General features: G+C 47.6%; 17 protein-coding genes. 9 read left to right on the top strand and 8 right to left on the bottom strand.

Annotation, left to right across the window (positions count from 1 at the left end):
• Positions 1–54 precede the first annotated feature (54 nt).
• From ABIO93_RS24065 to ABIO93_RS24075, 3 genes are read right to left on the bottom strand one after another with little or no spacing between them, the layout of a single operon-like run.
• Entirely contained in the window at positions 55–2,694 is a 2,640-nt protein-coding gene (locus tag ABIO93_RS24065; RefSeq protein WP_348072461.1) for an ABC transporter permease, read from the bottom strand.
• A 3-nt stretch (positions 2,695–2,697) separates the two neighbouring features.
• Entirely contained in the window at positions 2,698–5,415 is a 2,718-nt protein-coding gene (locus ABIO93_RS24070; protein WP_348072463.1) for an ABC transporter permease, read from the bottom strand.
• Positions 5,412–5,750 (bottom strand): PadR family transcriptional regulator, encoded by a 339-nt coding sequence (locus ABIO93_RS24075; protein ID WP_348072465.1) that lies wholly within the window; start codon positions 5,748–5,750, stop codon positions 5,412–5,414. Before ABIO93_RS24075 ends, ABIO93_RS24070 begins: the two co-directional genes overlap by 4 nt.
• A gap of 186 nt (positions 5,751–5,936) precedes the next feature.
• On the opposite strand from ABIO93_RS24075, the gene ABIO93_RS24080 reads away from it, so the two are divergent.
• Positions 5,937–7,271: an ankyrin repeat domain-containing protein gene (locus ABIO93_RS24080; protein ID WP_348072467.1), complete on the top strand. Its 1,335-nt coding sequence runs from the start codon at positions 5,937–5,939 to the stop codon at positions 7,269–7,271.
• A gap of 244 nt (positions 7,272–7,515) precedes the next feature.
• Here ABIO93_RS24080 and ABIO93_RS24085 read toward each other — a convergent pair whose 3' ends face one another.
• A complete protein-coding gene (locus ABIO93_RS24085; RefSeq protein ID WP_348072469.1) occupies positions 7,516–8,757 on the bottom strand; it encodes an aminotransferase class V-fold PLP-dependent enzyme in 1,242 nt (413 codons plus the stop codon).
• Between the two features lie 110 nt (positions 8,758–8,867).
• Here ABIO93_RS24085 and ABIO93_RS24090 point away from each other — a divergent pair, with 110 nt between their 5' ends.
• From ABIO93_RS24090 to ABIO93_RS24105, 4 genes are all read left to right on the top strand, one after another.
• Entirely contained in the window at positions 8,868–9,329 is a 462-nt protein-coding gene (locus ABIO93_RS24090; RefSeq protein ID WP_348072471.1) for an Lrp/AsnC family transcriptional regulator, read from the top strand.
• 134 nt (positions 9,330–9,463) lie between these two features.
• Entirely contained in the window at positions 9,464–10,111 is a 648-nt protein-coding gene (locus tag ABIO93_RS24095; RefSeq protein ID WP_348072473.1) for a hypothetical protein, read from the top strand.
• A gap of 15 nt (positions 10,112–10,126) precedes the next feature.
• Positions 10,127–11,167 carry an alpha/beta hydrolase gene (locus ABIO93_RS24100; protein WP_348072475.1) on the top strand — a complete coding sequence of 347 codons (1,041 nt, stop codon included), beginning with the start codon at positions 10,127–10,129 and terminating at the stop codon, positions 11,165–11,167.
• Positions 11,168–11,238: 71 nt separating this feature from the next.
• Positions 11,239–12,525, top strand: a complete 1,287-nt coding sequence (locus tag ABIO93_RS24105) for an acetylxylan esterase (protein ID WP_348072477.1) — start codon at positions 11,239–11,241, stop codon at positions 12,523–12,525.
• On the opposite strand, the gene ABIO93_RS24110 is transcribed toward ABIO93_RS24105, so the two are convergent.
• On the bottom strand, positions 12,522–13,391 hold the full coding sequence (locus ABIO93_RS24110) for a TIM barrel protein (RefSeq protein WP_348072479.1): 870 nt from the start codon (positions 13,389–13,391) through the stop codon (positions 12,522–12,524). The genes ABIO93_RS24105 and ABIO93_RS24110 overlap by 4 nt on opposite strands.
• A 131-nt stretch (positions 13,392–13,522) precedes the next feature.
• Between ABIO93_RS24110 and ABIO93_RS24115 the strand changes: the two genes are divergently transcribed.
• From ABIO93_RS24115 to ABIO93_RS24130, 4 genes are all read left to right on the top strand, one after another.
• A complete protein-coding gene (locus tag ABIO93_RS24115) occupies positions 13,523–14,122 on the top strand; it encodes a TetR/AcrR family transcriptional regulator (RefSeq protein ID WP_348072481.1) in 600 nt (199 codons plus the stop codon).
• Positions 14,123–14,216: 94 nt separating this feature from the next.
• Complete coding sequence (locus ABIO93_RS24120; RefSeq protein WP_348072483.1) at positions 14,217–15,398, top strand: efflux RND transporter periplasmic adaptor subunit; 1,182 nt, start codon at positions 14,217–14,219, stop codon at positions 15,396–15,398.
• Between the two features lie 234 nt (positions 15,399–15,632).
• On the top strand, positions 15,633–18,791 hold the full coding sequence (locus tag ABIO93_RS24125; protein WP_348072485.1) for an efflux RND transporter permease subunit: 3,159 nt from the start codon (positions 15,633–15,635) through the stop codon (positions 18,789–18,791).
• Positions 18,792–18,847: 56 nt separating this feature from the next.
• Entirely contained in the window at positions 18,848–20,269 is a 1,422-nt protein-coding gene (locus ABIO93_RS24130) for an efflux transporter outer membrane subunit (protein ID WP_348072487.1), read from the top strand.
• Positions 20,270–20,338: 69 nt separating this feature from the next.
• Here the strand turns inward: ABIO93_RS24130 and ABIO93_RS24135 are convergent, their stop codons facing one another.
• From ABIO93_RS24135 to ABIO93_RS24145, 3 genes are all read right to left on the bottom strand, one after another.
• On the bottom strand, positions 20,339–20,917 hold the full coding sequence (locus ABIO93_RS24135) for a GNAT family N-acetyltransferase (RefSeq protein ID WP_348072489.1): 579 nt from the start codon (positions 20,915–20,917) through the stop codon (positions 20,339–20,341).
• A 106-nt stretch (positions 20,918–21,023) separates the two neighbouring features.
• Complete coding sequence (locus ABIO93_RS24140) at positions 21,024–22,454, bottom strand: AcvB/VirJ family lysyl-phosphatidylglycerol hydrolase (RefSeq protein WP_348072491.1); 1,431 nt, start codon at positions 22,452–22,454, stop codon at positions 21,024–21,026.
• Positions 22,455–22,478: 24 nt separating this feature from the next.
• Positions 22,479–24,824 (bottom strand): phosphatidylglycerol lysyltransferase domain-containing protein, encoded by a 2,346-nt coding sequence (locus ABIO93_RS24145; protein ID WP_348072493.1) that lies wholly within the window; start codon positions 24,822–24,824, stop codon positions 22,479–22,481.
• Positions 24,825–24,831: the final 7 nt, after the last annotated feature.

Below are 24,831 nucleotides of genomic sequence, written 5' to 3' on the forward strand. Positions count from 1 at the left end.
ACACACTCAAAAGAGCCCTGACTGAGCCAACCGGATCAGTCAGGGTTTCTTTTTTTATTCACTGCGCAATGTTTTCACTGGATCCATCAGCGCAGCCTTAATGCTTTGGAAACTCACCGTTAGCAAGGCGATCACCACAGCCAGCAAACCGGCCAGCACAAACACCCACCATTCAATGTCAATGCGGTAGACAAAGTCGCGGAGCCACTGGTTCATCGCATACCACGCAATCGGCGACGCGATCACGATGGCGATCAATACCAATTTCAAAAAGTCCTTCGAAAGCAATGTAACGATCCCTGCCACGCTGGCGCCCAGCACCTTTCGTACGCCGATTTCCTTGGTACGCTGCTCAGCTGTGAAAGCCGCCAGCCCGAACAATCCCAGACAACAGATAAAAATAGCCAGAAATGCAAAGTAATTAGCCAGCGTTCCCACCACCGTCTCGCTGCGATATAGTGCCTGAAAAGCCTCATCCGCAAACTTGTACGTGAAAGGAAACTTCGGGTTCATCTGCCGGGCCAGGGTTTCCATACTAGTCATAGCTTGCTTGGTCTGACCCGGCCTGATGCGGACAATGATCATTTTCCCCGGTCCTAACTTGGCAATGAATGGTTCAATAGCCGTGTGCATGGAACTTTGATGATAATCAGACACTACCCCGATGATGGTACCCGTTTTGCCCCACATGGTCAGCGGCTTACCAATAGGATCCTGATACCCTATGCGGCGAGCGGCCGTTTCGTTAATGATATAATTGAGAGAATCCGAACCAAAATCCTTCGAAAAGTCGCGCCCGGCAACCGTTAATTTCAATGTCTTCGTGAAATCATAATCTACTTGTGAAAACTGGAACTGAACGCTGGTAGTAGGGTCTTTGCCCGGCCATTGCACATTGCCGGTTGTTCCAAAACCATTGGTAGGCGTTCCTTCCATTTTGGTTACCGACTCTATCCCGGGCATTTCCAGCAATTCTTGCTTGAATGTATCGTATTTCTCCATCAACTCACCCTCGGAAGAAACGTAAACCATGCCCTGACGATCGAAGCCCAGATTTTTGGTTTGAATAAAATCCATTTGCCTGTACACAATGACGGTACCAATAATAAGCAGCAGCGAAAGCGCAAATTGAAAAACGACCAATCCCTGCCGGAAAAACCGTGCTCCTGAGCCGAAACGGATGGAGCCTTTCAATACTTTAATCGGGTTCAGCGAGGACAGAAACAATGCGGGATAACTTCCGGCAATCAGGCCGGTGACCAGCGTCATGCCTAGTAATGTGAGCCAGAACGATGCATTGGCAAGCTGGAATGTAATGTGTTTTTCAGTGAGGCTATTGAAAGTTGGCAGCAATGCCCAGACGAACAGGACTGCAACAATCAGCGCTAATGAGGTCAGTACCAGCGCCTCACCGACAAACTGGCCGATGAGCCAGCCCCTCCCTGCCCCTACTACCTTACGCACACCCACCTCCCGTGCCCGCTTCACGGAGCGCGCGGTGGCGAGGTTCATAAAATTGATACAGGCGATGAGCAGGATAAAAACGGCTACTATGCCGAACAGCCGGACATATTCAATGCGACCACCGTCCTGAAAGCCATTTTTGAAATTGGAATACAAATAAGCTTCCTGTGTTGGTTGCAAAAACAGCTGAATGTCGAACCCCTTGGCCTGCATACCAGGATTGCGGGTTTTCAGAAAAGCCTTCATTTTCGTTTCCAGTTTGCCCGGATCGACAGAAACGCCGTTACCGTCCGTATGCAGCTGAATCCGGGTTTCGGGCACATTGGTACCCCAGTCTTTCAGCCATTCATTGTGCGACAGCAAATCCTTCCACGTCAGCAGGTAATCATACTTCACAGAGCTGTTTTCTGGTATCTCAAACACCGCACTCACCTGATAATCGTCTTTGTTACCCATCCGAATGCTTTTTCCCATCGCTTCCTGCGCGCCACCAAAGTAATTTTGTGCGAGTTTTAAAGAGATAGCAATGTTTGTAGGGCCACTTAATGCATTCTCGGCAGTACCGGTCAGCAAAGGAATGCTGTACATTTTGAACCAATCCTCACCTGCCCATCGCCCTTTTTCCTTGTTCAATTTTTCTCCAACAGAGAATGTACGCTCCTCCTCCCAGGAAAGTCCGGCAGAGTATTCGATTTCAGGAAACTCTTTTTTCAATTCGTCGGCAAGTAAACCAGGGGTACCTGGGCCTGCCTCTACCTTGCCATCGAAAAACTGCCGCTCCATGACATTATAAAGTTGCGGACCGTTGGCGTGGTAGCTATCCACACTGAATTCGTCCTGAATCCATAGCATAATGAGCAAGCTGCAAGCCATTCCGAGGGCTAGCCCCAGAATGTTAATGCTTGAAAATGACTTGTTGTGGGCGATGTTACGCCAGGCAATTTTGAAATAGTTACGAATCATGGCTGGTTGAAAATTGGGTGTGGTCCGGTATTCTGCTAGATAGGGTGTTGTCTGTTCCCGCCTGCGCACAAACGGTGGCAGTACTGAGATCACATTCAGTGCGTATTTAAGATCAGCGGCCGTTTTTCCCTGCTTTTCGTGCCAATGGTCATACAGCTCGTCCAGATCTCCTGAGACTTCCTCCACGGTATTTTCCGGATGAAACCAGGTCAGTAGCCTTCGGATCCAGCGGGGAGGTGCGGCTGATCGATTTTCTTTGCTTTGCATGACTTATTCGCTTCTCAGGGTTTTGACCGGATTCATCAGCGCGGCTTTCATGGACTGAAAACCAACAGTAAGCAATGCCACACCAATGGCCAATACGCCAGCCAATGCGAACATCCACCATTCCACGTCGATCTTATAAGCAAAGTCTTGCAGCCAGCGATGCATCACATACCACGCCACCGGAGTAGCAAGGAGAATTCCGATCAGAACAGGTTTCAAAAAGTCTCTTGACAATAATGAAACAATGCTGCCGACGCTGGCACCCAGCACTTTGCGGACACCAATCTCCTTCGCACGCTGCTCCGCCGTGAATGCAGACAAACCAAACAATCCGAGACAGGCAATGAACACCGTGGCGAGCACCATACCGATAAAAATGGTCTCACGTTTGGCATCTTCGCGGTAAAACAAGGCCAGTTGCTGATCCAGAAAGTGGTATTCAAACAGATCGTCCGGATCAATCTTTTGCAGAATGTATTTCATCTGGGCCACGGTTTCCTGCGCGTCTGTACCGGACAACCGGACCGTGAAGTAATCGATCGACTGGATAGGATTTACGCGATAACCGATTACCAGCGGCGAAATGGTTTCCCTCAGCGACCGGAAGTTGAAATCCTTAACGATCCCCACTACACGTACCCGCATAGGGACATCAAGCGGGTGCATATTTCCATTGCCGTCCCTGCGAGGGATTTCTATCCACTGTCCCCCTGGCGATTGGATACCCAGTTCCCTGGCTGCCGACTCATTGATCAGTACTGAGGAAGAATCAGCGGAAGCACTATTTCCGAAATTCCGGCCGGCGAGCAATTTAATGTCGAACGTTCTCAAAAAATCTTCATCAGCGCCAATGAAGGTCATATTTGAATTCTCTCCTTCGCGGGCTGCCGGAACATGAACTTCAACCAGTGCCAGGTTTTTCCATTCACCGGGTACCCGGGATGAAACCGAAACCTGGTTCACACCAGCGAGCTTGCCGTATTCAGACTTAATCGCCTGAAAATTTTCGCGGACTTTGCCGCTGTTAATATCCACGATCACTAATTGCTCTTTGTTAAAACCCAGATTTTTATTCCGTACAAAACGTAGCTGCAGGTATACCACCAACGTGGCAACAATCATCACGACGGACAATGTAAACTGGAAAACCACCAACCCTTGTCGCAATCGGGTTTTATTGGTCCCCGGGGTTGATGTAACCCCCTTGATCAGTAATAATGGCTGGAATTTCGAAAGCAAGAAAGCAGGATAACTTCCTGATAATAAACCGGTAAGAAGCGTTGCCAGAATTACTATCATCCAGATGCGATAATCAGATGCAAAATTCATCGCCAGCGCTTTTTCCGTGAAAGCATTAAATTTGGGCAAAGCCAGCTGCACCGCAAGCAGCGCGATTAACAATGCAATGCATGTAATCACCAGAGATTCCATCAGGAACTGGACAGTGAGACTTCCTCTGTGCGCACCTGCCACTTTGCGCACGCCAATCTCTTTTGCCCTGCGCGAAGCGCGTGCAGTGGTCAGGTTGATGTAATTAATGCAGGCGATCAAAAGGACAAATATTCCGATAATCGCAAATACGTAGATATAAGTAATGTCGCCCATCCGACCGACGCTGTTATTACGCTCGGCGCTGTTGTCGATGTCTTCGGAATAGAAATGGATGTCGCGAAGCGGCTGTAAGAAGAAAATACCTGGCTCTTTCTTCTCCGTTACGTGTGCTGCGGCCGCGATCCTGATTTTCGCTGCAACGGACTGACTATTCGCCTGATCTTTTAGTAAAAGATAAGTCACGAAGCTATTAGAAGACCAATCGCTGTCGGAGCGCTCTTTATACCATGTATCGCCGTGTATGGTACTTTCCGAAAACAATATGTCAAACTGAAAGCTGGAATTTTTTGGCACGTTTTCACAAACACCGGTTACCGTGAAAGGCGCATCGAAACCGTCGGTTTTAATAATCTTACCTATTGCATCCTCGGTGCCAAACAGATTTTTTGCCATTTGGCGGGTGACTACGGTTGTAAACGGTTGCTGCAACGCCGTCGCACGGTCACCGGCAATCAATTTATAGTCAAAAACCGGAAAAAAATTCCGATCGGCAATGGTCACTTCCCTGAGAAACACATTCCTGCCGGCGGTATCGGAAACATTCATTCGTCCCAATGCCGTCACACGGACCGCATTCTCCACTTCCGGTAACTCGGTAGCGGCATACTTGCCAATCTGATAACCTACCGAGGCGATATGCGTTTGCTTGCCGTTTTCGGACGTCTTCTTTTCAGTGATCCTGTAAATCCGGTCTGCATTGGAATGAAATGCATCAAATGTCCATTCATCGAACAGGTATAGCGAAATCAGAAAAAAACAGGTCATGCCGAAGCTCAGGCCCACAATGTTGATGGCAGAATTCGCCTTGTATTTGGCGAGGTTACGAAAGGCAATTTTAATGTAGTCTCTGATCATGGCTGTATGGAGGATTGGAGTTTTTGCGAATTCATTAACAGGTTTTCGGCGGCGCACAAATGGCGGTAGTACCGAAACGACATTGATTAAATACCGGAGATCCGCGATCGTACCTCCCGATTTTTTGTACCAATGCACATACAATTCGTCCAGGTCACCCTCAACCTCTTCCAGTGTATTTTCAGGATGCAGCCAGGATAATAATTTGTGTATCCAGCCTGGTGGATGCGGGTCTGGTCGGGCATTCTGGCTCATAAACTGCTCAGTTTTAAAGCTTGCGAAGGTATCATTTGCCACAAATCCTGCCGTAGTTGCTGAATATCCTGTAAAGCACGGCTACCCAGCGCTGTAACCTTGAAAATACGTTTCCGCCTGCCGCCGCGCTCAGTACTGGCGCCTCCCAGCTCCGACTTCACAAACCCTTTTTCTTCCAGCCGGATCAATGTATTGTGAACCGTTCCGAAAGTGACGCTGCGGCCGGTATGCTCTTCCAGCGCCTGGCTGATCGTAACGCCGTAACCTTCACCATTCAGGATCGCGACCATGAGTAAAACCATCTCCTCGAATTCTCCTAAGTAGGTTCGGCGCATAAGCAGTTAGCTATTAGTTTCTATTTTATCGTACAAATCCGTGCCAGTTTTTAAAAAGTGCTTGAATGGCTCAAATTGGCTCAAAAAAGCGTTTTTTCATAAAAATAATTTGTTCGCAAAAGAACGTAAACTGTCCGCTAATGAACATTTTAATTTTGCTAACTTACAGCTGAAAAAGAAAAAGCCATGACCGAAAATCTTATAAATTCTGTTGAACCGGAGGACATTCAGGCCGCATTTATCCGGGAAGCCATCTGGCACGGGTCACTCACGGAGGCAGATTCCATGCTGGCACTATATCCTGAGCTGGCAGATCTGAGCATTCATACAGCAGCCATATTAGGTAATGTTGAAGTTGTCCGCGCGTTTCTGGTTGCCGATCCTGCCAGTGCTACGGCGATCGCTGCACCTTATGGAGGCAATGCATTGGTTTATTTATGTATGTCAAAATACCTCCGGCTGGACAGTACACGTAATGATAACTTTTTGAAGGCCGCACGCCTGCTGCTGGACGCTGGCGCGGATGCTAACTCAGGCTTTTGGATAGAAGGCGATTATCCCGACTTTGAAACCGCATTGTATGGCGCCGCTGGCATTGCACATCATGAGGCACTTACCAGGCTGCTACTGGAATACGGCGCCAACCCAAATGATGGCGAAGCAGTGTACCATTCCCCCGAAAGCCACGAAAACGGTGCGATGATGGCATTGGTAGAAACCGGCAAGGTCACGCCAGAAGGTTTGGTACTGATGCTGATCCGAAAACACGACGTTCACGATTACGCTGGCGCAAAATACCTGCTCGAACTCGGCGTGGACCCGAATGGTCACTGGGCCACCACTTCTCCATTTAACCATGCATTGATGCGCGACAATCACCTGGCCATCATTTCCCTACTGCTTGATCATGGCGGCGATCCGCAGGTTGTTACGAATGGCATCACAGCGGCGGCACGTGCAGCGCGGGAAGGTCGTGGAGATGTGTTGTCAATGCTCAAAACGCGCGGAATTCCGTATACACTGCACGGTGTGGATCGGCTGATCGAAGCTTGTGCGTTGGGAAATAGCGAGTTAATGAAATCCATTTTGGAACAGGCACCTGAACTTTTGGATCAAATGTTGTTAATGGGCGGCACGTTGCTGGCCAAGTTTGCAGGTACTGGTAATGTCGAGGGTATCAAACAGTTACTGGATGCTGGCGTAAAGGTAGATGCCGTTTTTCAAGAAGGCGACGGCTACTTTGAAATTCCGAAAAAGAGCCTGGCCATTCACGTCGCAGCCTGGCGCGCACGCCCCGAAGTCGTCAAGTTACTAGTGGAACGAGGATCGCCCATTGATACACCCGACGGAAATGGATGGACGCCTTTGCAACACGCAGTCCGCGCCTGCGTGCATTCATACTGGACTGATCGGCGCTCTCCGGAATCCGTGGAAATATTGCTGAAAGCGGGGGCTAGACGGGAGCAGGTTTCCGTGCCGACTGGGTATACGGCGATTGATGATTTGCTGCGGCCTTCTTGATAAAAATTACGGCTGACGACGTAGTGCGCCAGCCGTAGGCACTTATTCACAGCTAATAAATAATGATAAGTTGGGCGTAGTTTATAACTACGCCCGAGCGAAAGCCGGTCTCAGACCGGCACAAGCACAACCGAAAACCGGTCAGAGACCGGATGACGCTCGGACGTAGTCGGAGACTACGCCCAACTTACGACTCTGCCCAACTTCAGAAGCTTGGCCAGCAGTATGCACTTGTTCACAGCTATTAAATAATCTCCTTCACACTTTCAATAAATCCTTCAACCTCGTCCAACGTATTATAATAATGCGGCGACGCCCTAATCGCCCATTTCACGCCTTTTTCGTCAAAATCAATCAAGCCAAATGCCCTGTAACTAGGTACCACATTAATTTTTCTTCGCGCCAGTTCATTGACAATCAGTAGAGGATCCGAATTTCCAACCGTGAATGTGACCAGTCCTGCGAGTTCCGGGCCTCTGTCCAGCACCCGTACCCGGTCAATCGCTTCCAGTTCTTTCCGCATTTTGCCGGATAACAATTTTACTTGGCCCCGGATCCTGTCCTCGCCGATACTACGGCAATAGGCGATTGCCGCACTCGTTCCTAACACCGTGGAGTAAGCAAATTCCCAGTCTTCAAATCGCCTGGCGTCGGGCTGCTGCTTGTAGGAACCCTTATCCGTCCATTCGGCGCCGCGCATATCTATAAATAATGGTTCCAGTCCCGATTCGAGGGCTTTATCGGAAATATATAGCATTCCCGTACCACGTGGCCCTCTCAAAAACTTCCTGCCTGTTACGCTCAGGAAGTCACATTTCAGGTCCTGCACATCCAGTTTCATCTGCCCGGCAGACTGGCATGCATCCAGAATGTACCAGCTTTGGTCCGCCTGGTTAGCCACAAATTTCTGATAAATATGACCAATCTGCTTCACGGGCTGCGCCAGGCCGGAGTTGGTAGGAACATGGGTAATGGCGAGTACCTTCGGTTTTAGTTTGAATAACTTTTCTTCCAAATCACCCAGGTCCACGCCGCCTTCCGGAGCATTGTTAATGTGCACGATTTTGATTCCAAATCGTTTTTGAAGTGATAAAAACTGAATTTGATTGGAGACAAAATCGTCCTTGTCTGTTAATATAATGTCGCCCTGCTTAAACGGAATCGACGATAATGCTCTTGTATACGAATCCGTCGCGCTGGCGGTGAATGCAATGTTCGTCAGTTTACAGTTGAATAACAGGGCGGTTTGCGTATAAAATTCCTGCACAGCCTCCGCCCGCAAAGCGGATGCTTCATAACCACCGATGTTCGCTTCCAATGCAATGTGGTCGAGCTGCACCTGGGTGACTATGTCGGGCATGAGACCCGAACCCGCATTATTGAAGTGGATCACATTTTGAACTCCCCTTGTCTCGCTTCTTAATTTTGCTATTTCAGCTTTTGAAAATATGCTGCCGACAGGGATTGTAAAGTTTTCGTTGTGCATTGATCTGTAAGTTTTTATGCAAAATTAAAGACCTCATTCTGCTCAATTCTTGCATTATCAATTCAAATGATCATAAATTAACCTATTCTTAGAACCCAACCGGGTAAATTATGCAAATACTGGATGACCACGACAAAATGCTGCTCCGTGAGCTGCAACAGAACAACAGACTGACTACCGAAGAGCTCAGCCGGATCGTCAACCTGAGCCAGAGCGCGGTGCAACGGAGGATTACGCGGTTGCGGAATGAGAAGGTGATTGAGGCTGATGTTTCGATCATATCCCCCGCCGCTGCCGGTATTGGCATTACCTGCGTGATCGACATTATTTTGCATGAAGGAACTTCCAAAGCCATTGACAAATTCAAGGAGGCGATGCAGCAATGTAAGGAGGTGGCTCAATGCTACTATGTAACAGGCACCTATGATTTTGTAGTCATAGCCCATGCCCGGGATATGGCCCATTTTGAAGAATTCTCCAAAAAACATCTGATGGATAATCCTAATCTGAAACATTTTTACACGCATGTGGTGATGGACAAAGTGAAGGTAAGCTATGGTGTTGCGCTTTAACGATTATTTACACAAGCCTGATTTTCAATCAGATAAAACCCTTTTGAAAAAATATACAGGAATCAGTTTAGGGTGAGCCATTCTTGGGTTGTCGGTCAGCCAGATAATGTTCAACTAATCTAATAGCCTGAAAAATGAAATATTGGAACCTGGCCTGGTTTTTACTCCTGGCTCCCTTTAACAATTACGCCCAGTCTGTATTTCCCAGCAAAGAAAGCGGCCTGAATCTACATGCGTCAGCACTCGGCGCACTCAAATACCCTGGCCTCAAAATCGGTGCGGACTACCTTTTAGTCAGCAAGATGGTCGGGAAAGCCAAGCGGAATGGTGAACGGAAAACGATATACCGCCACCGTTCCGTTACTGCCAATCTCGGATTTTATTACCACCAAGATTATAATACCAACGTCTTTCTCCAAACAGGCTATCAATGGCAGCGGATCAATCAGAATGGCTGGTTTTCCACCTTTGAACCACAAATCGGGATTAGCCGGACGATCATTGACGGTACTGTTTATCGTGTTGGTGATGATGGCGCCGTTTCCAAACGAAAACTGGCGGGCGACTTCTATTTCGCTCCCTCACTTACGGCAGGGTTCGGCAAGGATTTTTCAATCAAAAACCCTGCAAATCCACTCTCGGTATTTGCAAAAGCCACTTTATTCACTAATCTGCCCTATAACAACTTCGTAGTAGGCCGGGTGATGATGGAGGTTGGTGCCGGGTACCAATTCAGCAACCTCATGACTCACAAAGTCAAAATCAAGCAACGTTTCAAATAATTCAATCTATTAGCTATGAAAATGAATGTTATTATATCCCTGGCCATGGTTTTGCTCTTGGCGGGATGTCAGAAAGAAGAAATTGGTACCAGTGGACTTGTCAAAGATCAGTTTTATCTCGAAAATGACGACGCCAAAATGCACGTGTACCTCGAAGGGAACATCAGCAGCGACAAGATATTGGTCATGGTGCATGGCGGCCCGGGTGACGGATCGTTGTACTATAACATTGACGAAGCCACCAATATCGCGGAAAAGAATTTTGCAATCGCCTACTGGGACCAGCGGCTGGCCGGTACCACGCAGGGCAATATCAGCAAAGCAAATATTCCCAACTACCTCGACGATTTAAAAAAACTGATCATTCTGTTGCGCCACCGCTACGGCCAGTCGAAGAAAATATACCTTCTGGGACACAGCTGGGGAGGATTACTCGTACCATTATTTTTGGAGCAGGCTGATAATCAATCCCTCGTGAGCGGGTGGATACAGGTGGACGGTGAGCACAACTACGCCATTAGTGATTCGCTTTCGCGCAACAACCTGATCCAATTCGCGGAGCAGGAAGTACTGGCGGGAAGGAATGCGGGAGATTGGAAGAAAATCGCAGAATATTGCCGCAATCACGATCCAAAAAACAACTACTCGGTTACCCGCAAAATCAATGGACATGCCCACGACGCGGAAGACCTGATCAGCGAAATCACTACCGGCAAGACGACCAAAGAACTGATCAAGTTTTTTATCAGAGAATATAATTATCCGGTCACGACTTACCTCAGCAATGGCGTTTACAACAATTTCATCAAAGAAATCGACAAGCAGGCCTACGCTCAAAAAGGCAGCGAAAACCTGCACAAGATCAAGGTGCCTACTCTTTTGCTGTGGGGAAAGTACGATTTTGTGTGCCCTCCCCAGTTGGCTGACGATATCAAAGCGCATATTGGTAGCACGGATGTATCTACTACCATTTTTGATCACAGTGGCCATAGCCCGATGTTTAATGAGCCGGTGGCATTCTGGGAAAGGGTGAACCAGTGGGTGGTGGGCCACTGAACAAGATCCCGGGAAACAGGTAGTAAGTCTGGCAGATACAGCACTTTGGGTGTTAGAAACATTGCTGAACCATGACCAGAACATTATTACTTGGCTTCCTCATTACCCTAAGCTTTACCGGCTTTGCACAACAAGCGGCGAACCGACCCACGGTGGTGGCCGGCTTTCCAGTCAATTACCAGGAGGATTCTGTGGGTACCTATACGCTTCCGGAATTGCTCAAATCCCTGGATGGCAAGGCGGTCACCACCGCGAAGCAATGGACGCAAAAAAGACGGCCGGAGCTTGTGAAACTGTTTGAAGAAAATCAGTTTGGCAAAATACCGCCTAAACCGGAGGAAATGACTTTCAAAGTATTTGACAAAGGTACTTCTGCATTCAATGGGAAGGCGGTGCGCAAGCAGGTAAGGGTTTATTTTACCAAAGACACTTCTGGTCATCAAATGAACCTGCTTATTTATATTCCCGCAGCGGCCCGGAAACCTGTTCCGTTACTGATGAATATTTCCTTTGCTGCTTATAATCAAACCATTGAAGACGCGGGGTTGCTTATCAATTATATCTGGAAAGATGGCAAAAAGATCAAAGCAGACCAGCCGACTGTTTTTGGTAAAATGAATGTCGAGCAATTTCTGGATGCTGGGTTTGGGTTTGCGACTGTGTATTATGGAGACATTGAACCCGACTTCAAAGATGGTATCAAATACGGTATCCGAAACCATTACCTGAAACCTGGACAGACCGAAACTGCTGCCAATGAATGGGGAGCGATCGCGGCCTGGTCGTGGGGACTGGCCCGGGCCATGGATTATTTCGAAACAGACAATCAGATTGATAGTAAGCGTGTTGCATTACAAGGTGCGTCCCGTTTGGGCAAGACTGTCCTTTGGGCGGGTGTGAAAGATACCCGTTATAAAATGGTCATTGCCAGTATTTCCGGCGAAGGTGGCGCGGCATTGAGCAGGCGAAATTATGGTGAAACGATTCGCCATATCAGCGATCCGTCCCGCTATTTGTACCAGTTTGCGCCCAATTACCATTCATTCGCGGAGAATGTAGGAAGTATGCCTGTGGATGCGCACATGCTGGTAGCATTAATTGCGCCAAGGCCGTTACTACTTCAAACTGGCAATACAGATTACTGGTCGGATCCGAAAGGCGAGTTTTTGTCTGCTGTCGCAGCGGCTCCGGTTTACAAGCTTTTTAACGAGAACGGCCCCGAAACCAAAGACATGCCTGCCGCCGGCGATACCTCGCTTTTGATGAATGAGTTGGGCTATTATATGCACGAAGGTGGGCACACCGTGTTGCCCACCGACTGGACGCATATCATTTCTTACATGAAAAAGTACCTCTAAACCACCATTTTATCAAAAACCACGCGCTGCTCGGCCATTGATTTTACCTTATCGTCGGGATTGGTATGGCATTCCAGCAGTACCCAGCCCTTGTAATTCATTTTGATCAGGTTGGCGATCAGGTCCGGGTAAGGATAGTCAGTTCTGTTGAGTTCTCTCACGTGGATGGTATCACCAAAATACTGTTTTACCAAATCAAAATTGGACTGAAAACCTTTCCCATTTAAGTCTTGCGGGTTGCAGTTCCAACAGATTTTGGCATTCTTATGATCCGCATATTCCATGATTTTCTTGATGTTCGGCAGCTCCTGCGTTTGCTCGCCGTGCACTTCAAGCCGCAACTGCTGGCCCAAATCAGCGGCATAGGCCGCCAGGGTATGAAGCGATTTACCAATTTGTTCCAGTGTTTTTTCAACAGGCACATCCTTGTGCAATGCATTGGGTTTTACTTTCACTCCCGAGCCACCCACGTCGGCGCTAAGCTTGATAAATTCTTTTGCACGCTCAATGGATGCGGTCAATTTAGCCTGATCAGGATAATCGAATTGCTGATTAGTCCCGAGCCCGACAATTTTCACGGGACTATCCGCAAATTCTTTCTTCACTTCCGCCCGTTCGGCGGCTGTGAGCTCGGGCATCACCTTATGTGCGTGCTCCACGCGAAGTTCGACGCCATGAATTTTAGTATCCGTACAATTTTTAATGATCGTGGGCACGTCCCAATCTTTACCCCACAGATAAGTAACAAAGCCCAGCTTCATTTGCGGCTTTGTTGCCAGTGCTTCCGCAAGCAGGTCAGCCGGAATGGCCGCCACGCCTGCCATCAGGGATATTTCTTTTAAAAACGTATTTCTATTTATGCGCATCACTATTTCTGGTTTAATGATCATTCTAAATGGAAAGACGACATCAGCTGAAATATCACCGGACAATTTCTTGACAAAATAAAAAAACGCCACTACCTTTACTAACACCGTTAGGTAAACTTGGATTTAATATGGGCATTCTTGAAAGAAGAATCAGGCAGAAAGAGAATATGCGGACTAATATTCTGTCAGTTGCATTGCAGCTGGTAAAGGATGAAGGCTGGCAGTCACTGTCGATCCGAAAAATAGCGGATGCCATTGAGTACAGTGTGCCGGTTATCTATGATCACTTCGAAAATAAAGAAGCCATTCTGTTTGAACTTTCTTTGGATGGTTTCAGGTTACTCGAAAGGACGCTGGAAAAAAACAAGAAAAAATACCCGGATCCGACGGATCGATTAAGGGCCCATGCAGAATCGTATTGGAGCTTTGCCTTTAAAAATCCCGAGTATTATCAGCTTATGTATGGCTTGGGAATGCCTTGCTCAGGAGTCGGAAAGATCAAACCGGAATTCAATTGCTTCCGTAACTTCATAGGAGAAGCCATAGAAGGAATCGTTAAAGAAAAAAAATCGTCCGACGATGAAACCTGCTTTAAGATTTATGCGTTCTGGTCGGTACTACACGGTTTGATTTCCATCGTAATGATGCGCTGCTCCGATATTGATGACTCCACTATGAACAAGAAAATAATGGACGATACTGTGGAAGCATTCATCAAAAATTTGTAATTTTTTTGAAAATAAGCTAACACCGTTAGTAATAATAACCACGCTATCTACTCTTAATTAATTAATAATCACCACAAAAGGAGCTTCAACATCCATGAAAAACACTCATTTAACCTCAATTCACAGGCTCATTGTATTTTTTTTACTTGCCTCATTACCCGCAATCATTTACAGTTGCGGTTCATCCACTGCCAATGCCCCGGCCACAGCAATGCCAGCGCAGTCTTTACCCGTACTGACCGTGAGCGATCACCAGGTAACGGCGCACAGAGAGTTTACCGCCTCCATTCAAGGCAGCCGCGATATCGAAATCCGGCCGCAGGTGGACGGTTACCTTGACAAGATTTCCGTAGATGAAGGCGCGTACGTCCACAAAGGACAGGTATTGTTCCATATCGACGCGCGTCCTTATCTTGAACAACTGAATAATGCCACGGCCAGCCTCCAATCGGCGAAAGCGGCATTGGAAAATGCTTCTATCAATGTAGATAAGCTGACGCCGCTGGTGGCTGCCAATGTGGTTTCAGACGTACAGCTGAAATCGGCCAAAGCCGCTCACGATGCTGCAAAGGCCAATGTATCCCAGGCGCAGGCCTCTGTGGATGCTGCCAAGATCAACATTGGCTATACTTCGATCAAAGCGCCGGCGGATGGGTACATTGGTACCATTCCTTTCAAAGGTGGCAGCTTGGTTGGAAAAGGCACGATGGAAGCATTGACGGTACTTTCCGAAACGAAAGAAATCCACGTCTACTTCTCCATGAGCGAACTGGATTTTCTGCAATTTAAAGATCAGTTCCCTGGCAACACGGTAGAGGAAAAGATCAAGCAGATTCCTCCTGTGGAGCTTCTACTGGCCGATAATAGCACCTATCCGCAAAAAGGCAGAGTTGAAATTGTGGAAGGCCAGTTTGACAAAACCATGGGCGCCATCAACTTTCGCGCGACATTCCCGAATGTGAACGGACTGCTGCGTTCAGGCAACACCGGTAAGATCAGGATACCTCGTGAATTGGTAAAATCGGTGCTCATTCCGCAGGAATCTACCTTTGAATTGCAGGATAAAGTGTTCGTTTACACCGTTCTGGATAGCAACAAGGTAGAAGGCCGCCCGGTTACAGTATCCGACAGAAGTGGTCGCTACTACCTGATATCCAAAGGATTGAAGCCAGGTGAAAAGATCGTTTACAATGGTCTGGACAGGCTGAGGGACGGTATGGCCATCGCTCCGCAGAAGATGTCAATGGATAGCTTGCTGCTGGCGAACCCTATTTAAACCCGGAGCGCAACATTATTAGCAAGCATTTGTCATCCTGAGCACTCCTTGCTTTGTCACACTGAGCGGAAGTGCTAATGCACAATGCAACAAGTGCTTAGTGCGAACACAGTGGCGTCCTTCGACCGCAGCGGCGGCCGCTGCGCTCAGGATGACAAGCGTATCGCTTGCCTCAAACACCACAACAAATAACTCAACACCACGCCCTGCTAGCTGGGGCGAAACACAATTCTTATGTTTCAAAAATTTATAGAAAGGCCTGTCCTTTCGACGGTTATCTCTATCCTGATATTACTGCTGGGAGGTATCGCGCTGACAACTTTGCCGATTACCAAATTTCCTGACATTGCCCCTCCTACCGTGCAGGTAACCGCCGTATATCCGGGAGCGAACGCGGAAGTGGTGGCCCGTGCGGTGGCAACACCCATCGAAGAAGCTGTGAACGGGGTGGAAAACATGACTTACATGACTTCTTCCTCCAATAATGACGGTACCATGGCTTTGAATGTGTATTTCAAACAGGGTACCGATCCCGATATTGCTGCTGTGAACGTTCAAAACCGCGTTTCAAAGGCGGTAAGCCAGATTCCGCAGGAAGTAGTACAAGCTGGTATCTCTACGCAAAAGCAGCAGAATAGTATCATCATGTTTGTGGCCTTGTCTAGTTCAGACACTACTTATGATGAAACCTTCTTATTGAACTATATCAAGATCAACCTCGTACCGCAAATGCAGCGTATACCCGGGGTCGGACAGGCTCAGCCATTCGGAACGCGCGACTATTCGATGCGTATCTGGCTGAAACCTGACCGCCTGGCAGCATACGGATTGTCACCCCAGGAAGTCACGGACGCCATTCGCGAACAGAGTCTTGAAGCCGCTCCGGGCCGTTTGGGAGAGAGTAGCAAAGAGGTTTTTGAATATGTCTTGAAATACAAAGGAAAGCTGACTCAGAATAAGGAATATGAAGATATCATTATCAAAGCCAACAGCGACGGTTCGGTAATCCGCTTGAAAGATCTGGCGCGGGTGGAATTTGGGTCCTACACCTACTCTTCCAACGGTAAGCTGAATGGCGATGCTTCATCCGGTGTGGCCGTTTTCCAGACTGCCGGTACCAACGCGAACGAAATTTTGATCCAGGCCGAAGCCTTGTTAGCTGATTTCTCCAAATCATTGCCAAAAGGTGTAAAAGCGACCATCATGTACAACTCCAAAGACTTTTTGGATGAGTCGATCGGTCAGGTTCGTACTACATTGATCGAAGCATTCATACTCGTATTCATTGTCGTGTTCATCTTTTTGCAAGATTTCCGCTCTACGCTTATTCCTGCGATTGCAGTTCCTGTGGCCATTATTGGTACCTTTTTCTTCATGCAGTTGTTTGGTTTTACCATCAACTTCCTGACGCTTTTTGCATTGGTACTCGCTATCGGTATTGTTGTCGATGATGCCATTGTCGTCGTCGAGGCCGTCCACTCCAAAATGGAGCTGACACACATGGACGCGCGACCGGCTACGACGGAATCCATGAATGAAATTTCGGGTGCGATCATCTCCATTACACTGGTCATGGCTGCGGTATTCGTACCGGTCGGGTTTATGCAAGGTCCGGCGGGGGTATTTTACCGGCAGTTTGCATTCACACTCGCCATCGCGATCCTGATCTCGGCATTGAACGCCCTTACACTCAGTCCCGCATTGTGTGCATTGTTCCTGAAAAACCCGCATGCAGCTGATGAGAATGGTCAAAATCAACGCAAAGGATTCGGCGCAAGATTTTTTGCCGCATTCAATACGGGCTTTCAAACCATGACTGATAAGTACATTAAAAGCCTGCAATTCCTGATCCGTGCCAAATGGGTTACCATTGTCGGCTTGTTAGTGATCACGGGTTCGACACTTTGGCTTACATTAAAAACGCCGACCGGTTTTATTCCGACAGAAGACCAGGGATTCCTCCTGTATGCCCTGAACACGCCTCCGGGCAGCTCGCTGGATCGTACCAGTAAGGCGATGGCACAGGTGGACAGCATTGTAAAAAGTTCTCCTATTGCCGATCAGCGCTATGTCGTGGAAGGGATGAACATTATTTCCAATTCCAATGCATCGCCTTATGGTGTTGGTTTTATCAGAATGAAACCCAAAGCAGAACGTGGTGATGTGAAGGATTTTGACCAGATCGTGGGCATGATGTCCCAAAAAGTACGGGCGGTGAATGATGCGAATGCATTCTTTTTCACATTCCCGACAGTGGATGGTTTCGGTAATGTCAGTGGTTTTGAATTTATGCTACAAGACCGCGGTAATGGTTCTCTTGAAAAACTGAGCGCTACTACTAACCAGTTTTTGGGCGCGTTGATGCAGAAAAAAGAGATCGCCTATGCATTCACCACATTCGCGACAGCCAATCCACAATACCTGATTGAAATCGACAATGCCAAAGCGAAGCAGCTCAATGTACCTGTGAATGAGCTGCTGCAAACATTGCAAATTTACTATGGTAGCAGCTTTGTTTCCGATTTCAACCGGTTTGGTAAATATTACAGGGTAATGGCGCAGGCTGACGCTTCTTACCGCGCAGATCCGTCGTCGCTGAACAATATTTATGTCAAAAACAAAGAGGGCGAAATGGTACCGGCCAATCAGCTGGTAACGTTGAAACGCGTATTTGGGCCTGAAACCGTAACCAGAAATAACCTGTACAATGCCGTGGCGATCAACGGAACCCCAAAACCGGGTTACAGTACAGGAGATGCGATCCGTGCCGTGAAAGAGACTGCGGCAGAGGTACTTCCGAACAATTACCGTACCGAATGGACTGGTATGACGCGGGAAGAGATCAATGCAGGTTCACAGATCCTGTTGATTTTTGTACTGAGCCTTGTGTTCGTGTATTTCCTGCTTGCAGCGCAGTATGAGAGCTATATCCTGCCTTTCGCGGTGATTTTCACCATTCCGCTCGGTGTTTTCGGGGTCATGCTGTTTATCAATCTTTCGGGTATTGAAAACAATATTTACGTACAGGTTGGTCTGATCATGCTAATCGGTCTGTTGGCAAAAAACGCGATCCTGATCATTGAATACGCCGTGCAGCGTCGCCGTGCGGGTATGAGTATTGTGGATTCGGCACTGGAAGCTTCGCGGCTCCGGTTACGTCCGATCCTGATGACCTCATTTGCCTTCATCGTAGGTCTGATCCCGTTGATGCGCGCCACAGGAGGTTCTGCATTGGGTAACCGTTCTATCGGTACCGGTGCTGTCGGCGGTATGTTGACAGGCGTGGTCTTCGGGATATTCGTGATCCCTGTGCTGTATGTGATATTCCAATATTTACAGGAAAAAGTCGGCGGAAAGCCTAAGGAATTGGCTAATGAAGCGTTGTCAAAATAAAATCCACCGCCCCATTAAAGAAAAAACGACGACTCAAAAATTCTAGAAACATATTCATGAAAAACAAAATAGATCTTCCACATTTCCTGGGTTTTCTGCTGTTGACGATGGTTATTTCATCTTGCAAAGTAACCAAAGACTACCAGCGCCCTGAACTCAGCCTGCCGACCGAATATCGGAATGCTACTTTTGCGGACACAGCGACCGTAGCCGATATTGAGTGGAAAAATTTCTTCGCCGATACCACCTTGCAAAGGCTTATCGAGCGGGGAATAGCTTACAACTACGACCTGCAATTGGCTTTGAAACGCATTGACATTGCGCAACAACAAGTGAAACAGGCAAGGTTCTTACAGTTTCCACGCGCAGATTTACAGATAACCGGCCAGTACAACCGCCCTTCCAGCAACAGTTTGAATGGTATCAGCGCCAGTAACTTCCTGGGTTCCAAACACATTGAAAATTACATTGCAGGCGTGAACCTGAGTTGGGAAGCAGACATCTGGGGCAAAATCCGCAGACAACAACAAGCAACGCTTGGTCAGTATCTGCAAACTTACGAAGCCAGCAAAGCCGTAAAAACCAAACTAGTAGCCGATATCGCGAAAGGTTTTTTCAATTTGCTCATGTTGGACAAACAGCTGGAAATCGCAAAAAGCAACCTGGAATTGAGTGACAACACATTGAAAATTACCCGGTTATTGAAAGATGCTGGCGAAGCAACCTCGCTTTCCATTCAGCAATCCGAGGCGCAGCGGGAATCCATTGCGCTGCTGATCCCGCAGTTGGAACAGGACATTATCATTCAGGAAAATTCATTGCAGATACTGACCGGCCAGATGCCCAATAGCATCGCAAGAAAAGTAAGCTTGTCTGATTTTGAATCGGATGACAGCCTGGCAACGGGCGTACCAGCCGCAATCGTAAGCCGTCGTCCCGACGTCCGCGAGGCCGAAATGTCGGTACTAATTGCCAATGCGCAGCTTGGTGTGGCGCATGCCAGCATGTATCCATCATTGATTATTTCAGCGAGTGGCGGTATTGAATCCTTCAAATCGAGCAACTGGTTCAACATTCCGGGTTCTTTGTTTGGTATTGCGGCAGGAACGATTGCACGGCCTATTTTTGCGAGAAGACAGTTGAAAACCAATTATGAGGTGGCCAAAATCCAGCGCGAACAGTCGGTGATCGAGTTCCGGCAGTCGGTACTGAACGCAATTGGCGAAGTTTCCAATACATTGGTTCAAACTCAAAAATTGAAGGAGCAGGAAGTGATCGCGACGAACCAGGTAAATATCCTGCAACAGGCCATTACCAATGCGCAACTGCTTTACAAAAGTGATATGGCCAATTACCTCGAAGTGATCACGGCACAGGGCAATGCATTACAGGCCGAGCTGAACCTGGCGTTCATCCGCAGCCAATCGCTGGTAGCGCGAGTGGATTTATATAGGAGTTTGGGTGGGGGCTGGAAGTAGAAATGGAGTCAGGAATTGTCATGAAGTCAGGAATTGTCAGACATTGACCTTCGTGACAATTCCTGACCTTTATGACAACTCCTGACCTTTATTTTTATGCTGCATGTAATGTGACCTCACCATCATATACTGGCAAGTATCTCTCATGATCCCTTTCTGAATGAAATCACGGGGAATTACTTTTTCCAAAACGAAGCCTGTTTTTTCCAGGACGCGTTGTGAGGCCAGATTTTTACTGTCGCAGGTACCGCGAATTACGACCAGGTTATGCTCCTCGAAACCAAATGTTACCAGCGCTTTTGCGGCCTCGGTAGCATACCCGTTATTCCAGAACAGTGGGTTGATAATGTAACCCATAATGGCGGCACAGCCATCCAGACTGCTAATGTCCAATTCACAACCACCAATCTGGCGACCATCATTTTTCAGCTCAATACCGAGTTCAAACGTGACACGTGGCTCTTCATTTTTTGAAATTTGCGTATCCCTCAAAAATCCTTCCGTATCCCGGTACGCATTAGGTCCCCACTTCTCGTAGCGCACCACAGAAGGCTGGCTGGCATACTCATGGATGGATAACAAGTCGCCTGCCTGGTACTCCCGAATCAATAATCTTGGCGTTTCGATTTTTACTTCCACAGCAATCATGAAAACGGCTTAAAGTTTTATCCAAAATTAAGCAACAATACATGATCAAAAAGGGTGCGTAAAGGACAATATCGGGGGTTGTTTACGACAATATTTACATGCAACCTCACCGCCGATTCGCTTTAACATCTTCCAAAAGGGTTTTGGCCAAAACTGAGTAGTTGTTGTCATAATGATGCCCACCCGGTATGATGATCACTTTGATACCATTACTTCGTAACTTATTCCTGGCGGCGCTATCCTCATCCTTCCCGAAAAGGCAAATCGGCCGCACGGTTTTCACTTTGCTCATTTCTGCCACCACATCGTACTCGCCCTGGTCTCCGCTGAGATGCAGCATGTCCAGAATGTGAATTTCAAAATCGGCCCGCTCGTCCGGTGAAAAGCAGTACAACCCTCCCAGCTTCAAACGCATATCGACCGGCAAACGGTTAGCTATAAACGGAATGACGGAGGCTCCGAAAGAATACCCCGCCAGAACGAATGTGGTTTTATGCCACATCTGCATATAAATGGTAAGCGCGCGACTCACGTCAGCGGTCGTTTGTCCAGGTGTCTTTTTGTTCCAAAAGTATTTCTGGACGTCCAAACCAACTACTGGCATACCTTCTTTCACCATGGATTCGCAAACAGACTGGTCAAAACTCGTCCAGCCGCCGTCACCGGAAATGAAGAAAACAAGTGGCAAATCGTTCCTTGCAGTTGACGGAAGTAATGTCAGTGGTAAATTTGTTTTGACAAGATCAGTCCCAGCGCTTTTGTGATCAACTCCCTTCCCTGGATTGAAAGAAGGCGCCGACAGTATTTTGGCATAAGCCGTTTTGAACTGCGGTACCCAGTTTGCATTCACCGAAAAACCGTGACCTACCTTATTCAACCCGACAAGTTGTGCATTGGGTAGTCCCTTCAAAAAGGCGCCGGTAGCTTCATAGGGGCATGTTTGGTCATTTACGCCATTCAAAACTACAAAAGGTGCGGTCAGTCCCCGGGTACGGTCCAGATAATAGGAGTGATTTGCTTTAATGGTGTGGCTGAGCAGGGCGGTACCCTTGCAAAGTGGCTTATTAATGTCAATGTCGGGACAAAATCCCAGTGCGATCGCGCCTTTGAAAGTATTGGCCGGAGCCTGTGCCAAAATCCCATAAATAAGAGAAGCACCATAAGAGTAACCGACCAATATAGGCTTCACGTAGGTCGGAAACGCGTATTTCCTTTGTATCATCAAACTCAGTTGTTCAAAATCACCGGCTGGATAGGCGCATTTGTCTGGCAGTTTTGCGAGTGACTTTTTATAATATTTGGCATCAATCCCCAGCACGAGTGCGCCCTGGGCCGCAATGTTCTTTGCCATGTCATGTACGCCCTTGTTCCACCCACCATCACCCGACACAAACAATGCGACAGAGGTAGGTTTTCCCGTGGGATGATACAGGATAATTTTCCCAAAAGGGCCATAAGTGATCGAATTAATCTGCGCGGCCAGACAGATTTGGCTGATCAATAGCATTCCCACCAAACACAAAGCTGCTTTTTTCATAACTAACTCCTTTTGAAAAGCACATTAAGGTTTGATCACATTCGACAATGCACCGGGCACTTTGAAAAGATCATAATCCTCATCGTAAACAAGGTACCTGTTGTACCAGACCGGCGAAAACTTTTCCTTGAAAGCCCGCAAGCCCTGGTAATGTGAAAAAGCCCTGATTTTCTCGTAAGCAAATTTCATGGAATGCTCCGGAAAGTTCCTGGGATCAGCGATACCGGACAGCGGTGCAAAACCCAGATTGACAGTACTATAACCTTCTTTTTTCAGATAGTGAAACATTTCGACAGTGATAAAATCAATGGTACCATTCGGTGCCTCCTTGGTTTTGCGGATCAGGTCGTAGGTACCCTCGCCACTTGCGTAGTCTGGGATAATGTTTAAGAATGCAACTACCTCACCATCCGGACTTTCTACTGTGATAATGGTCTGTTCTTTAAGCTCGTCCCGCAGGAACATACCCTGTGAAAAAACGATTTCGGATCTTTTTGTATCTGCCAGCCATTCGTCTGAGACGGCTTTTAATTTACCCAGCATCTCGTCACATATTGGGGCGGTGTAAATTTTACTGTGGTACCCCTTGTCAGTCACTTTTTTCAATGCGTTCCGAATGGATTTCCGGGAACCGCCGTCCAAACTGAATGTGGTCAGATCCATAATGCCTTCCTGACCCAGAAACAGCTTTTTCTTGCCTGGAAATGCTTCCAGGTGATCCTCGGGAACTCTGAAATAAATGCTTCTCAATCCGTTTCGGAAGCAGTATTTGTCAAAAGATTCAGCGCAGGTTTTCAGTGAACCTTTGTCGGTCACCGGAGATCCCAGTGCCACCGCAAAGTCGCCTGATACACGGAAGGCGACGAAACCATCCGCGTTGGGGGCGCGAAAAATCATTTTATCGGGGTACGCCTTGAAATAATCTATTCCTGAACTGCCATATTTACCAATCTGCATTTTGGCCCATTCCAGGTCTTCCTTTCTGCCCAATAATTTCTTCAACCCACGTTTCCGGCTGTTTCGGATGTAATATTCTTTTCTTGAAACAAAAAGAATGACCGCCACAAACAGCGCGAATGATGATTCCTCATAATCAATGGCTTTGGTAAGATGACCGACAATGGACAGCAGGCAAAGAACCAGCGCAAAATACCAGGCCACCCGCAGCCCTTTGAGCATGAATGCAGCGGTTACCAAAAGGAATAGCCCGGTAATAAGTACAAAAACATTGGACACTGTGATCACGCCGGTAGGCAGAAATTCTTTCAAAAAATGCAGCCGCTCGCCTATCGCGGGCGTCACTACCGAAACAATGTTGATGACGCCCAGCAGCAAAAGCAGCAGCGCGGGAAAAACGCGCATCAGCAGTTTATTGATCTTTAACAAAAAACTCATTGCCCCGGCGAAAAGTGGTAGCCAGAATTCCAGGAACCGGTAGAAAAATGTAATGGAAATAGCCGCAGCATCATTAAAGCCAAATCGCATCAAAACAAACGTCATCGACACTTCAATGGCTCCTATACCGCGTAAAAATGGCGAAATGATCAGGAAAATGATCGCCACGATGTAACTGAAAATAGCCGCTGTCAACGAAGGTTCCAGATGCAGTGCGATCATGGCAATGTACAAATGTGCAATGCCCGTCAGCTCAATGAGCACACTATATAGTACTGTCAATGCAAAATGTGTCCGGTCAATCCTATTACTTCTCAGATCATCTAAATACACCTCCGCGGACGGCCGGTACTGAATGATTTTTTGATAGGCATATCCTGTTGAAATGACCGATTGATAAAACAAATAACCCAGCACAATGATGCCTGCCACACCTGCCAGCGCCAGCCACTCGCCAGCCCCCACCCCGCCATTGACCAAAGCAAAAAGAAATGCAGGAATAGCCACCAGTACTGCCGAAAGAATGCCCACAAAGGCGTAAATCGATGAAGCGAGGTGAATCTGCGTTTTGCCTATACCTTTTGCTTCAATGCTCCCAGTGAAAAATACAAGCGAAGAAATGCCCCCCGCCGGTAAAAAAACGCTGATAAAATTCCGTTTCAGAAAAAGCGTCAACGCGTCTCCGACCGAAATGCGGTTGCCCACAGCCGCGAAAGATGCGACATACATCATCGCCTGCAACAAAATGTAAACAACAGTCAGCACTACCCCGGTCACCAGCCATTGCCAGCTGGAAGTGAGCAGGATTCGTCTGACCTGATGCAATTCTGTCTGCTCGTGCGTGACAAACCAGATACCCACGGCAATAAAAAATACCGCGAAAATAGCCTGCCAGATCAGTTTTTTGTTCCCACGAACATAAGCGCCGCCCAGCTGCCGGAACGAGGCCAGCGACCTTTTAATGAAGTACATCATCCTGAAA

The organism is Dyadobacter sp., assembly GCF_039919315.1.
Lineage (GTDB): Bacteria > Bacteroidota > Bacteroidia > Cytophagales > Spirosomataceae > Dyadobacter.